General features: G+C 66.4%; 11 protein-coding genes. 7 read left to right on the top strand and 4 right to left on the bottom strand.

What is annotated here, in order from left to right; translation table 11 throughout:
- The first annotated feature begins 45 nt into the window (after positions 1 to 45).
- Entirely contained in the window at positions 46 to 711 is a 666-nt protein-coding gene (locus HDC95_RS04695) for a hypothetical protein (RefSeq protein WP_259062039.1), read from the top strand.
- Here HDC95_RS04695 and HDC95_RS04690 read toward each other — a convergent pair.
- The 4 genes from HDC95_RS04690 to pepN all read right to left on the bottom strand — a co-directional run bounded on the left by HDC95_RS04690 (position 708) and on the right by pepN (position 6,537).
- Positions 708 to 2,372 carry an FAD-binding dehydrogenase gene (locus HDC95_RS04690; RefSeq protein WP_259062037.1) on the bottom strand — a complete coding sequence of 555 codons (1,665 nt, stop codon included), beginning with the start codon at positions 2,370 to 2,372 and terminating at the stop codon, positions 708 to 710. The two genes, HDC95_RS04695 and HDC95_RS04690, sit on opposite strands and share 4 nt — an antisense overlap.
- Positions 2,369 to 2,821 (bottom strand): globin, encoded by a 453-nt coding sequence (locus HDC95_RS04685; protein WP_259062034.1) that lies wholly within the window; start codon positions 2,819 to 2,821, stop codon positions 2,369 to 2,371. The genes HDC95_RS04690 and HDC95_RS04685 overlap by 4 nt, the downstream gene beginning before the upstream one ends.
- Positions 2,818 to 3,891, bottom strand: a complete 1,074-nt coding sequence (locus HDC95_RS04680; protein WP_259062223.1) for a mechanosensitive ion channel family protein — start codon at positions 3,889 to 3,891, stop codon at positions 2,818 to 2,820. The genes HDC95_RS04685 and HDC95_RS04680 overlap by 4 nt, the downstream gene beginning before the upstream one ends.
- Positions 3,892 to 3,969: 78 nt before the next feature.
- The gene (gene pepN, locus HDC95_RS04675; protein ID WP_259062032.1) at positions 3,970 to 6,537 is read right to left on the bottom strand and encodes an aminopeptidase N; all 2,568 of its coding nucleotides are present in this window, start codon (positions 6,535 to 6,537) and stop codon (positions 3,970 to 3,972) included.
- Positions 6,538 to 6,660: 123 nt separating this feature from the next.
- Between pepN and HDC95_RS04670 the strand changes: the two genes are divergently transcribed.
- From HDC95_RS04670 to HDC95_RS04645, 6 genes are read left to right on the top strand one after another with little or no spacing between them, the layout of a single operon-like run.
- Positions 6,661 to 7,845, top strand: a complete 1,185-nt coding sequence (locus HDC95_RS04670) for a ferrochelatase (RefSeq protein WP_259062030.1) — start codon at positions 6,661 to 6,663, stop codon at positions 7,843 to 7,845.
- 37 nt (positions 7,846 to 7,882) lie between these two features.
- The gene (locus HDC95_RS04665) at positions 7,883 to 8,368 is read left to right on the top strand and encodes a ribose-5-phosphate isomerase (RefSeq protein WP_259062028.1); all 486 of its coding nucleotides are present in this window, start codon (positions 7,883 to 7,885) and stop codon (positions 8,366 to 8,368) included.
- Between the two features lies 1 nt (position 8,369).
- The gene (locus HDC95_RS04660) at positions 8,370 to 9,386 is read left to right on the top strand and encodes an Fpg/Nei family DNA glycosylase (RefSeq protein ID WP_259062026.1); all 1,017 of its coding nucleotides are present in this window, start codon (positions 8,370 to 8,372) and stop codon (positions 9,384 to 9,386) included.
- A 43-nt stretch (positions 9,387 to 9,429) separates the two neighbouring features.
- Positions 9,430 to 10,908, top strand: coding sequence for a sodium:alanine symporter family protein (locus HDC95_RS04655; RefSeq protein WP_259062024.1), 1,479 nt, complete (start codon positions 9,430 to 9,432; stop codon positions 10,906 to 10,908).
- 23 nt (positions 10,909 to 10,931) lie between these two features.
- Positions 10,932 to 11,576, top strand: a complete 645-nt coding sequence (locus tag HDC95_RS04650) for an FMN-binding negative transcriptional regulator (protein ID WP_259062022.1) — start codon at positions 10,932 to 10,934, stop codon at positions 11,574 to 11,576.
- Entirely contained in the window at positions 11,573 to 13,051 is a 1,479-nt protein-coding gene (locus tag HDC95_RS04645; protein WP_259062020.1) for an amidohydrolase, read from the top strand. Before HDC95_RS04650 ends, HDC95_RS04645 begins: the two co-directional genes overlap by 4 nt.
- Positions 13,052 to 13,113: the final 62 nt, after the last annotated feature.

The following is a 13,113-nucleotide window of genomic DNA, read 5'->3' as shown; positions in this document are numbered from 1 at the left end:
TCCTCCCCGCGACCATCCAGTCGCCTCGTTGGTAGTTTAGAACCCGTGCCCCCTCGTCTCGTTCTCGCCGATCCCGACACCGCTCGAGATGTCCTCACGTTCCTCGGACGCGCGATGCAGGTCTCGGAGGACGGCATCCGGTTGCAGGGGAGCAGGGGCGTGTTGGCGTTGACCGCATCCGCTCTGGCCCCCAAGGGACTGTTCGATCAGACGCCGACGATCCTCGCGATGCGGATCGTGCACGCCGACCCCGAGTTGGAGTGCGACATCGTCGTCGACGAGCTCACCCGGTATCAGGATGAGCGGATGCTGACGCTGCCGGAGACCGGGCGTTCACCTGCGTGGGCGGGTGTGGCACCGCCGCGGGCAGGGTGGGAGTCGGCGGGCGAACTCAAGTCCGCGACGATCGCACAGCGCGCCCAATGGGGCATCTCCGCTGTGGCGCGCGGCGCGACGCCCGGTGCCGGTGAGGAAGCAGTGAGGGCGCTGAGGTCGGCCATCTGGGGCGAACCCGACGAGGACCTCGCGGGACTCGCCCGTGGCGTCGCCTTCGCCGCTCACGCCTTCGGATTCATCTCCGGCGAGGAGAACGTACCGGTGACCGCCTCCGGTCGTTGGACCCGGCTCGCGTTCCGACGCGGCCATGTGCTCGCTCGCGGCCCTGTGGCGACGGGGCTGACGGCCGTGCGCATCACCGGCGCTCAGACCTAGGCGGACTGCGCCGCCGCGCGACCAGCCTGTCGCCCGGAGAACAGGCAACCGCCGAGAAAGGTTCCCTCCAGCGCTCGATATCCGTGCACACCGCCGCCGCCGAAGCCGCTGGCCTCGCCTGCCGCGTACAGCCCCGGGATAACTGATCCGTCTCCTCGAAGCACCCGTCCTTCGAGATCCGTCTCGATCCCGCCGAGTGACTTGCGCGTGAGCACGTGCAGCTTCACCGCGATCATCGGGCCGGCGGACGGATCCTGCAGCCGATGCGGATTCGCGGTGCGGATGAGCTTGTCACCGCGATAGCCGCGCATGGACCGGAGCATCCCGATCTGCGCGTCCTTGGTGAACTCGTTCTCGATCTCGCGGTCACGGGCGAGCACTTCGCGTCGCACGGTCTCCGGGTCGAGCACATCATCCTCATCAGCGTGCTTCATCTGCTCGAGCAGCGAGTCGAGGTCGTTCTCCACGATGAAGTCCTCACCCTCGTCCAGGAAGGCCTGCACGGGACCCGTCGGCCCCTTCGCAAGCCGCGACTTCAGCAGAAGAGCGACGTCCTTGCCGGTGAGATCGGGGTTCTGCTCGCTGCCCGACAGCGCGAACTCCTTCTCGACGATCTGACGTGACGTGACGAACCAGGAATGGTCGTGCCCGGTCGCACGCAAGTGCTTGAGCGTGCCGAGCGTGTCGAAGCCGGGGAACAGGGGCACGGGGAGCCGCGAGCCCGTCGCATCCAGCCAGAGCGACGACGGCCCTGGGAGGATCCGGATGCCGTGCGCCGGCCACACCGGATCCCAGTTCTTGATGCCCTCGACGTAGTGCCACATCCGATCGCCGTTGATCAGGTTCGCTCCTGCGGCTGCTGTGACCGGGTACATCGACCCGTCGACGTACGCGGGCACGCCGGAGAGCATGTGCGACGGGGGAGTGCCCAGTCGATCCGGCCACGCCGCCCGCACCAGGGCGTGGTTGCCGCCGATGCCGCCGGAGGAGACGATCGTGGCACCCGCAGTGATCTCGACGTCGCCCGCGACATCGCGGGACGACCGCGCACCACGAGCGGCGAGGTCATCGACGAGACGATCGCCCCGCGCGCCGATGATGGCGCCGTCGGCGACGATCAGTTCGGTGACGCGATGGCGGGGGAGGATCGTGAGGGAGCCCGACTCCTCGGCGCGCTGCGCCGCGTCCGCGAACGGCGCGACGATGCCCGGACCGGTGCCCCAGGTGATGTGGAATCTCGGGACCGAGTTGCCGGGCCCGATCGCGCCGTATCCACCCCGCTCCGCCCAGCCGACCACGGGGAAGAAGCCGACGCCCCGCTCGCGCAGCCAGGCCCGCTTCTCGCCGGCTGCGAACTGCAGGTACGCGTCGGCCCATGCGCGCGGCCAGCGGTCTTCTTCGCGGTCGAAGCCGGCGTTGCCGAACCAATCCTGCGTGGCCAACTCGAGCGAATCCCTGATGCCGAGGCGGCGCTGCTCCGGAGAGTCGATCAGGAAGAGTCCACCGAACGACCACCATGCCTGACCGCCGAGGTTGGAGCGTGGTTCCTGGTCGACGAGGATCACGCGTCTGCCCGCGGTCGTGGCCTCGGCGGCCGCCACGAGCCCGGCCAACCCCCATCCGATCACGAGAACGTCTGCGGACAGGGGCGTGGTGGTCATGTGTTCTCCGTTGAATCCTGACTGCTGCTGCGCGTCTCGAGCGTCGATCGTCCCGCCGGTGCGGGACCGATGCCCGACGGCTCCATTGTGTTCACCATGGCATATGCGGCGCGCTCCAGGTAGTCCCAGAGAATCGCATCGTGCATTCGTGAGAGCTGCACCTCATCGAGCGAGGTGCGCATGCAGCGCAGCCAGCGGTCGCGAGCGTCGGGATCCACGTGGAACGGCATGTGCCGCATCCGCAGCCGGGGGTGGCCTCGCTTCTCGCTGTATGTCGAAGGGCCACCCCAGTACTGTGCCAGGAAGAGGGTGAACCGCTCGGCGGCCGGTCCGAGGTCTTCTTCCGGGTACATCGGACGCAATACGGGATCGAGCGCGACCTCGCGGTAGAAGATGCCGACGATCTTCTCGAACGTGGCGTAACCGCCGACTTCGTCGTAGAAGGTCATGATTCGTCCTCTGGCTTGTTCTTCGCGGCGGGCTTGGTGTCCTTCTTACGCCAGACGCCGCGCGAGACCGGCGGCACTCCGGTGACGGCATTGGGCTTCGTGGTCGGCGGGTTCGCACCGCGCACTCGACGTGCGCCTTCCGGCCCGGTGGGGACGACCGATTCGAGACTGGGGATGGCGAGCCCGAGGTCTTCTATGGCGATCTTGAGCCGCATGCGTAGCTCGCGAGCCACGTCGTCCTTCGCGTTCGCGCGAGTCTTCAGCACTACACGGATGACGAGCGCCTCACCGGTTATCGACTCGAGGCCCCACACTTCGGGTCGCTCGACGATGCGGGTGCGCCACTTCGGATCCTTCGCGAGGCCCTGAGCCGCGTCGAGGAGCGCGGCCTCGACATCCGCCACCACGGCGTCCACCGGTACTCCGAGATCGATGATCGCGCGTGCCCAGCCTTGAGACATGTTGCCGATGCGCAGCATTTCACCGTTGCGGACGTACCAGAGGGTGCCGTTGACGTCGCGCACCTGTGTGACGCGCACACTGACGTGTTCGACGACGCCACTGGCGAGTCCGGTGTCGACGACATCACCGATGCCGATCTGATCTTCGGCCACGATGAACAGTCCGTTCAGCACATCCTTGACGATGTTCTGGGCGCCGAAGCCGAGCCCGGCGCCCAAGGCGGCCGTGAGCAGCGTGAGCGAGCTGATCAGGTCAGGAGCGATGACTGCCATGACCATCAGCAGCGCCACCACGACGACCGCGACGTTGATGATGTTCTGCAGGATGCTGCCGAGCGTGCGCGTGCGCTGGATCAGGCGCATGTCGGCGAGAGGCGATCGCTCCAGCGCCTGGGTGTCATCGACGTTGGCCTTCGACTTGGCGGTGTCGACGATGCGGTGCACGACCCTGCGTACGACGAAACGGAGCGCCAGCCCGATCAGCAACGCGACGACGATGATGATCGCGATGGTTATCGCCCTGCCGCCGATCTTCGGGAGCATCTCGAGGAACGACGCCCACACCTCGTTCGGCACAGGGGCGGGGTCGGTCTCGAAGGAAAGCAGCAGCACCGTCCGATCCTAGCGATCAGGCCTCTGCGACAGCTGGATGACAGCGTGGCAGAGGCCTGATGGAGCTGATGGTCGTCAGTCGCGGCTCTCGTCTTCCTCGGCGTCGCGGGACTGCGCCGCGAGCGCACGCTCGACGTCGGCGAGGCCCTCGCTGACGAGGCGGCGCAGGGCGGGAGCCGCATCGCCGTTCGCGGACAGCCACGCACGGGTGGCGTCACGCAGCTCGGCGTTGGCCAGAGCCGTCGGGTAGAGCCCGACGATGAGGTAGCTGGCGATCTGATAGGTGCGCGATTCCCACACCGGCAGCAGCATGTCGAAGTACTTCGGCACGAACTCGCCGAGCACTCCGGTGCTGTTCGGGTGTCCGAAGCCCAGTGCCGCAGAACGCACGATCGTGTTCGGCAGCGTGTCATCGTCGATGAGCGAACTCCAGGCTGCGCGCTTGTCTGCGGCAGTCGGCAGTGCGGCACGGGCCTGAGCAGCGAACTCCGCACCCTTGGAGGTGTTGTCCGCCGCGAGTGCGGCATCGATGGAGGCGGCATCCGTCGCTCCGATCGAGGCGAGGCCGACGAGCAGCTGCCAGGACAGGTCGGTGTCGATCTCGAGTCCGGGGAGCGTCTCCTCGCCGGAGCGCAGACGTCCCACGATCCCGGCGTGCTCGGAGTTCACGAGAGTGCTCGCGAAGGCGGTGACGAACTGCAGCTGGCTGTCGCTGCCGGCTGCGGCGCCGTGCGCGAGTTCCCAGAGTCCGTCGGCGATCTTCAGACGAGCGGCGTCGCGGTCGGCTGGCGCCACGTAGAGCGTTGCGGCGGTGCGCAGCTGTGCGAGCGTGGTGCGCACGGTCGTCGACTCGGACTCCTTGCCGATGTTGCGCAGCACGAGTTCGATGTAATCGGATGCTGTGCTCTCGGCGTCGCGGGTCTGATCCCACGCCGCGCCCCAGACGAGCGAGCGGGCGAGCGGGTCTGCGATCGCGCCGAGGTGATCGATCGCCGTGGACAGCGAACGCTCGTCGAGCCGGATCTTCGCGTACGCCAGGTCGTTGTCATTGAGTAGCACGAGGTCGGGTCGCTTCCTGCCCTGCAGCTCCGGCACCTCGGTGCGGTCGCCGTCGACGTCGATCTCCGCGTAATGCGTGCGGGTGAGGACACCGTCGACCAGGTCGTAGAAGCCGATTCCCAGGCGGTGCGGTCGGATCGTGGGGTAGTCGGCGGGTGCCGTCTGAGTCACGGCGAAGCGCGTGATGACGCCATCGGAGTCCTCGGCGATCACGGGGGACAGCGTGTTCACACCGGCTGTCTCGAGCCACTTCTTCGCCCAGGTGCTGAGATCGCGTCCGCTGGTCGCCTCGAGCTCGGTGAGCAGGTCGGCCACCTCGGTGTTGCCCCACGCGTGCTTCTTGAAGTACTGGCCGACGCCCGCGAAGAACGCATCGATGCCGACCCAGGCCGCCAGCTGCTTGAGCACCGAACCGCCCTTGGCGTAGGTGATGCCGTCGAAGTTGACCTGCACATCCTCGAGGTCGTTGATCTCCGCGACGATCGGGTGCGTGGAGGGCAGCTGGTCCTGCCGGTAGGCCCACGTCTTCTCCATGGCGTTGAACGTCGTCCATGCCTCGGTCCACTCGGTGGCCTCAGCCGTGGCGATGGTCGATGCCCATTCGGCGAACGACTCATTCAGCCACAGGTCGTTCCACCACTTCATCGTGACGAGATCTCCGAACCACATGTGCGCGAGTTCGTGCAGGATCGTGACGACACGGCGTTCCTTGACGGCATCCGTCACCTTGCTGCGGAATACGTACGTCTCCGTGAAGGTGACGGCGCCCGCGTTCTCCATGGCTCCGGCGTTGAACTCCGGAACGAACAGCTGGTCGTACTTCGCGAACGGGTACGGTACGCCGAACTTCTCCTCGTAGTACGCGAACCCCTCACGCGTCTTGTCGAAGATGTAGTCGGCGTCGAGGTGCTGCCACAGGCTCTTGCGGCCGTAGACGCCGAGGGGGATGACATCGCCCGACGCGCTCGTCAGTTCGGAGAACGTGGACTCGTACGGTCCCGCGATGAGAGCGGTGATGTACGACGATATGCGCGGTGTGGGCTCGAAGCCCCAAGTCGCGGTCGCGTTCTCATCGTGGTTGATGGGCTCCGGTGTCGGAGAGTTGGAGATGACCTTCCACGCCTCGGGCGCGGTGATCGTGAACTGGAACGTCGCCTTCAGATCGGGCTGCTCGAACACAGCGAAGACGCGCCGGGAATCGGGCACCTCGAACTGCGAGTAGAGATACACCTCGCCGTCCACCGGATCGACGAAGCGGTGCAGTCCCTCACCGGTGTTGGTGTACAGGCAGTCGGCGTCGACGACGAGGACGTTCTCCTCCTGCAGTCCGGTCAGCGTGATACGAGAGTCGGCGAAGACCTCATCGGGGTCGAGCAGTTCACCGTTGAGTGAGATCTCGCGCACGTCGCGAGCGATCAGGTCGATGAAGGTGAAGCTTCCCGGTGTCGCGCGGAAGTGCACGACGCTGCGGGATCCGAAGACCTCCGCACCCTTCGTCAGATCGAGCGAGATCCCGTACGACTGGGTGTCGATGAGAGCGCGGCGCTCCTGAGCTTCGATTCGAGTGAGGTTCTCTCCAGGCACAGCTGATTCTCCCAGGGGTTCGGGTCGGCACCGAGATCCGACGCGGCTGGCGCCGACGGCAACCATGACAGCCTACGCCAGGAGCAGGAAGATGTCGGCGAGCGGGGATGGAAAGATGGAAGTGTGACTGCACTCGCCCCGAACGTCGTTCCCTTCGCATCCCCTGCTGCTGCAGACGGCCCCGAGTTCGTCGAGACGCCGGTGGCGTACGACGCCCTGGTGCTCGCCAGCTTCGGGGGACCGGAGGGCCAGGACGACGTGATCCCCTTCCTCCGCAACGTGACGAGAGGTCGCGGCATCCCGGACGAGAGGCTGGAGGAAGTGGCGCATCACTATCGACACTTCGGCGGCGTCAGCCCGATCAACGCCCAGAACCGCGCGCTCAAGGCCGCACTCGAGACTGAGCTCGCCGGTCGCGGAATCGATCTGCCCGTGTACTGGGGCAACCGCAACTGGGCACCATACCTCGACGATGCCTTCACCGCGGCGGCCGACGACGGCCACTCCACTCTGCTGGTGCTCGCGACGAGCGCATACAGCTCGTACTCCAGCGACCGGCAGTACCGCGAGGACATCGCCCTGGCGATCACCGATGCCAGTCTGGAGGATCGCGTCAGCGCCGACAAGGTGCGCCTCTTCTTCGACCACCCCGGCTTCGTGCAGCCGTTCCAGGAGGGGTTGGATGCCGCGGTCACTGAGTTCCTCGAGCAGGGGGTCGCGGCATCCAACATCCATGTGCTCTTCTCGACGCACTCGATCCCGACGGCCGATGCAGTGCGCTCCGGACCGCGCGACGTCGACTGGGGCGAAGGTGGAGCGTATGTCGCGCAGCACCGCGCGGTCGCCGCGCACATCATCGAGCAGCTTGCGACCAACGTCACCGGCGGATCAACGGTGCCGTGGCAGCTGGTGTTCCAGTCGCGCTCCGGCCCGCCGACGCAGCCATGGCTCGAGCCGGACATCAACGATGTGATCGCGGAGCTGCCCGCAGTAGGCGCGAAAGCCGTGGTGATCGTGCCGCTCGGGTTCGTCAGCGACCACATGGAGGTCATGTGGGATCTGGATACCGAAGCCATGGATGCCGCTTCGGAGGCGGGTCTGCTCGCAGTTCGCACGCAGACCCCTGGGGTGCATCCCGCGTTCGTGACAGGGCTGGTCGATCTCGTGATCGAGCGGATCGAGGGGACACCGGCATCCGAGCGCCCGCACCTGACCGACCTCGGCCCCTGGTACGACGTGTCGCGTGCAGGTGACTGCGAGAACGTTCGATTGGGTTTCAAACCCGCCGCCGCAGGCCTCGTGCCCTGACGCGGCCGTGCACCTGGACGCTTCTAGGATGGTGAGCATGCGCATCCACATCGCCACCGACCACGCGGGACTGGAATTCTCCACCAAGCTGCAGGAGCACCTGCGGTCTGCGGGCCACGAGGTCCTCGACCATGGCCCGCTCGAGTATGACGCCGTCGACGACTACCCGGCGTTCTGCATCCGTGCAGCGCAAGCGGTCGTCGCCGATCAATCCGCGGGCATCGAGGCCCTCGGCGTCGTCTTCGGCGGTTCCGGCAACGGCGAGCAGATCGCTGCGAACAAGGTGCAGGGCATCCGCGCGGCGCTGGTGTGGAACCTCTCCACGGCCGAGCTCGCGCGCGAGCACAACGACGCCAATGTGATCTCGATCGGTGCGCGCCAGCACGCTTTTGAGGAGGTCACATCGTTCATAGACCGGTTCATCTCGACACCGTTCTCGAACGAGGAACGCCACGTGCGCCGTATCGGCCAGATCGCGGACTTCGAGCGCGACGGCTCGTTGCTGCCTGACCCGCGGGCCTGACATGCCCGAGGGTCACTCCGTCCACCGGATCGCTCGGCAGTTCGAGCGCAACTTCGTGGGCAAGCAACTGCGTGCATCGAGCCCTCAGGGGCGGTTCGCTGAGGGTGCAGCGGTGCTGGACGGTCGCGAGGCCGTGAGCGTGAAGGCGGTCGGGAAGCAGATGTTCCTCGAGGCCGACGGCGATGTGTGGCTGCGCGTGCACCTCGGGCTCTACGGCGCGTGGGACTTCGCCGGCGAGATCCTGATCGATCCGACCATCGCATCGGCCAATGGGCGCATGGGGCAGACGAATCAGCGCGGCACCGATCTGGACTCACCGCTTCTGGATGCTGCACCGATCCTGGACAGCGCCGGGGAGAACTCGCTGGCCTCGATCGGTGCACCCCGACGCGCGCGGGTGCACGTGCGGATGTCGGAGCAGACCAAGGGCCTCGCGGATGAAGGCTTGGAATGGCCGCCGCCCATCGTCGGTCAGGTGCGGCTGCGCCTGATGACCGACATCACCGTGGCGGATCTGCGCGGTCCGACGGCGTGCGAGCTGCAGACTCCGGATGAGATGCTCGCGAGTGTCGCCAAGCTCGGGCCGGACCCCCTCGTGGGCGATCCGGCTGCGAATGAGGAGCGCTTCGTCCAGGCGGTGCGCAAGAAGTCGACGCCGATAGCTCTGCTGCTGATGGATCAGTCGGTCGTCAGCGGGATCGGCAACGTGTACCGCGCGGAGATGCTCTATCGGGCGCGACTGAACCCCCACACACCGGGGCGCGATGTGCCGGAGGAGATCGCGCGGCAGCTCTGGCAGGACTGGGTGCGACTGCTGTCCATCGGTGTCGAGACCGGCCAGATGATGACGATGGACGATCTTTCCCCGTCGGACTACCGGGCGGCGATGGCGAGCCGCGATGACCGGCACTGGGTGTACCACCGGGCGGGGCTCCCGTGCCGGGTCTGCGGCACCGAGATCGCACTGGAAGAACTCGGCGCGCGCAAGCTCTACTGGTGTCCGAGGTGCCAGGCCTGACTAGTCTGTCCTTCACACGCAGGACACATGAACAGGAGACGTGATGGATCTCGCAGGCTTGCAGAGCGCTTTGGAGACGTTGAGCGGTTGGATATGGGGGCCGTGGTTCCTCATCCCCCTTCTCCTCGGTACGGGGCTGTATCTGACCAGCCGGCTCGGAGGGTTGCAGTTCATCCGCCTCGGAGCGGCGTTGCGTCTCGGCCTCTTCACGCGGAGGGATCCGGGCTCGGACGGCGACATCTCGCAGTTCCAAGCACTGACGACGGCGCTGGCGGCCACTGTGGGGACGGGCAACATCGTCGGCGTCGCGACGGCGATCGGCATCGGCGGTCCTGGCGCACTGTTCTGGATGTGGGTGACGGGCCTGGTGGGCATGGCGTCGAAGTACTCGGAGGCGTTCCTCGGTGTGCGCTTTCGCACGACGGATGAGGCCGGGGAGAAGAACGGCGGACCACAGCAGTATCTCGAGCGCGGCATCCGCGGCTGGTTCGGAAAAACGCTCGCGCTGTTCTTCTCGGTCGCCGCGTTGATCGCCTGCTTCGGCATCGGCAACATGACCCAGGGCAACTCGATCGCCACCAACCTCGAATCGAGCTTCAGCGTGCCGCCGTGGGTCTCCGGCATCGTGCTTACCGTGTTCGCGCTCGTCGTGCTGGTGGGCGGCATCAAGTCGATCGGCCGCGTCACGGCAGGTCTCGTGCCGATCATGATCGTCTTCTACGTGCTCGGTGCGCTGTACATTCTGGTCGTGAACGTCGGAGGCATCCCTGCGGCCTTCGCACAGATCTTCACAGACGCCTTCACCGGAACCAGCGCCGTCGGTGGATTCGCCGGATCCGCCATCATCATCGCGGTGCAGTTCGGCGTCGCGCGCGGCATCTTCTCGAACGAGTCCGGCATGGGCTCAGCCGCGATCGCAGCCGCCGCGGCGAAGACGAGTCATCCCGTCCGGCAAGGGCTCGTGTCGATGACGCAGACGTTCATCGACACGATCATCGTCGTCACATGCACAGGGCTCGTCATCATCACGACGGGTGTGTGGAACCAGACCGATCCGGAGACCGGCGCGCAGATCAGCCCGGCACTGATGACCGGCGAGGCCTTCTCGCACGGATTGCCCGGCGAATGGGGCCACTACATCGTCACGATCGGTCTGGTGCTCTTCGCCGGATCCACGATCCTCGGCTGGTCCTACTACGGTGAGCGCAACGCCGAGCGCCTGTTCGGACGACGTGCGGTGGTGCCGTTCCGAATCCTGTTCTCGCTCGTCGTGTTCATCGGCTGCACGGTGCAGCTGGGGGTCGTGTGGGCGTTCTCGGATGTGATGAACGGCCTCATGGCGTTGCCGAACCTGATCGGTCTGCTGATTCTCTCCGGCCTCGTCGCGCGCGAGACGAAGAAGTATCTCGACAACGACCCGAAGCTGCGCGCGACTCGCGCGGAAGTCGACGCGTTCATGGCAGGGGACAAGGCTTTCGAAGACTGGAAGACTCAGACCATCCCCGTCGTGAAGACCAAGTGAGCGCGCGCGCCTAGGCTGGGCATATGCGTCAGAACCCCAGTTTCACACTCGCCGACGTCGCCGAGATACGGCGTGTCATCGAGCACAATCCGTGGGCGACGATCGTCAGCGACGGAGCCGAGGGACAGGTCGCCTCGCACTACGTGATGATGCTCGATGAGGAACACGACGACCTCACCATCGTGGGCCACGTCGGCCGTCCGGACGACCTGATCCACGGCATGGGGCAGCGCGAACTGCTGGTGGTGTTCCAAGGACCGCACGGATATGTGTCGCCCGGCTGGTACGGGTCGGAGACTCAGGCGGTGCCGACCTGGAACTACATCGCGGTACATCTCTCCGGTGTGCCCGAGATCCTCAGCGACGACGAGAACCTGCGGGTGCTCGACCGGCTCGTGGAGCGATTCGAAGGGCGGATGCCGGACCCGCGGCTCATGTGGGAACGGCCGAACGATGAGGCGTTCGTTCGCCGGCTTGCGGCAGGGACCGTCGGTTTCCGCCTGAAACCCACTCGAGTGGTGGCCAAGCGCAAACTCAGCCAGAACAAGGATGCGGCGACGGTCGAACGAGTGATCGCCGAACTGCAGGGCGATGGCGTGTACGCGAATCCGGCGTTGGCAGCCGAGATGCGCAGAGCTCAGGATGCCCGACCCGGTCGAACGGCATGACGGAGGTCGGCGCGCACATCGCGATGATCCGAGGAATCCGGGTCGCTGGCCCTGGGCGGGAGTTCCTCATCGACGACGAACCGGTCGACATCCACATCGCCGCGGGTCAGATCGTCGACATCGCCCCCACGGGCGCACTGCCGGCAGGCGGCGACATCCTCGACGCTGACGGTGCGTGGGCGGTTCCCGGGTTATGGGACAGCCACGTGCACACGGTGCAGTGGGCGCTCGCATCGGAACGCGAACAGATCGGTGACTCGGCGTCTGCGCTCGATGCGGCCTCGCGGATGTCGTCGGTCGCACCGCTGGCCGACGGCCGCCGGGTGGGTACGGGTTTCCGCGACGCATTCTGGGCCGATGCGCCGACCCTGGAGGTGCTGGACGCCGCGACCGGCGCAGCGCCGACCTACCTGATCAATGCCGATGTCCACAGCGTGTGGCTGAATTCAGCAGCGCTCGCACGTGAACGATTCTCCTCCCCGGACGGGGTGCTGCGCGAGGAGGATGCGTTCGAGATCTCGCGAAGGATCAACGCCGTCGAGCCGTCGCACGGAGACCGTGCCGTACGCGCAGCAGGCGATGCCGCCGCTGCCAGAGGCGTGACGGGCATCGTCGACTTCGACATGGCCTGGAATGCGGATGCCTGGGGTCGGCGCGTGGGCGATGGATTCGCGACGCAGCGTGTGGAATTCGCGGTGTATCCAGCCGACTTCGCACGTGCGGTCGGAGCGGGGTTGCGAAGCGGGGAGCAGCTGCCCGATGCTAATGGTCTGGTTAGAGTCGGCCCGCTCAAGATCATCACCGACGGCTCGCTCGGCACGCGCACTGCTGCGTGCACGCATGCGTACCCCGGAGACGAGGCGGACTTCGGCGTGATGAACATCTCGCCGAATGAGCTGATCGGCCTTCTGACAGATGCTGTCAGCTCCGGGTTCGCCGTCGCCATCCACGCGATCGGCGATCGTGCAGTGTCATCCGCGCTCGATGCGGTGACGGTGACCGGGGCATCAGGAACGATCGAGCACGCCCAGCTGGTGCGCCACGCCGACCTCACACGTTTCGCCAGGCTCGGGCTCACCGCCAGCGTGCAGCCGGTGCATGCTCTCGACGATCGAGATCTGGTCGATGGTTACTGGGCCGCGCAGACTGCCGTCGGGTATCCGATGGCGTCACTGCTTCGTGCGGATGCTGAACTGCGGCTCGGCTCCGACGCCCCGGTGGCGCCGCTCGATCCGTGGCAGGCGATGGCGGCGGCGGTGGAGCGCACGAATGATGAGCGCGAGCCGTGGCATCCGGAGGAGCGGCTGACCGTGGATGAGGCGCTCGGTGCGAGCGTTCGCAGCGCGATTCGTCCTGGCGACCCCGCGGACCTGGTCGTGTGCGGTGCCGACCCCCATGCGGCAGCCGGATCGACGCTGCGTACCATGTCGGTACTGGCGACGCTGCTGGGCGGACGCGTCACACACATCGGATGATCGACGCAGCGATGCGGCCTGGCGTTGCGCGTGAGTGCAGCGGGTGCACGCTACCGTTGTAG

It is taken from the genome of Microbacterium sp. AK031 (assembly GCF_024807145.1).
Taxonomy (GTDB): domain Bacteria; phylum Actinomycetota; class Actinomycetes; order Actinomycetales; family Microbacteriaceae; genus Microbacterium.
The sequence above is the reverse complement of the archived record's forward strand: the minus strand, read 5'-3'. Positions and strand labels throughout refer to the sequence as shown.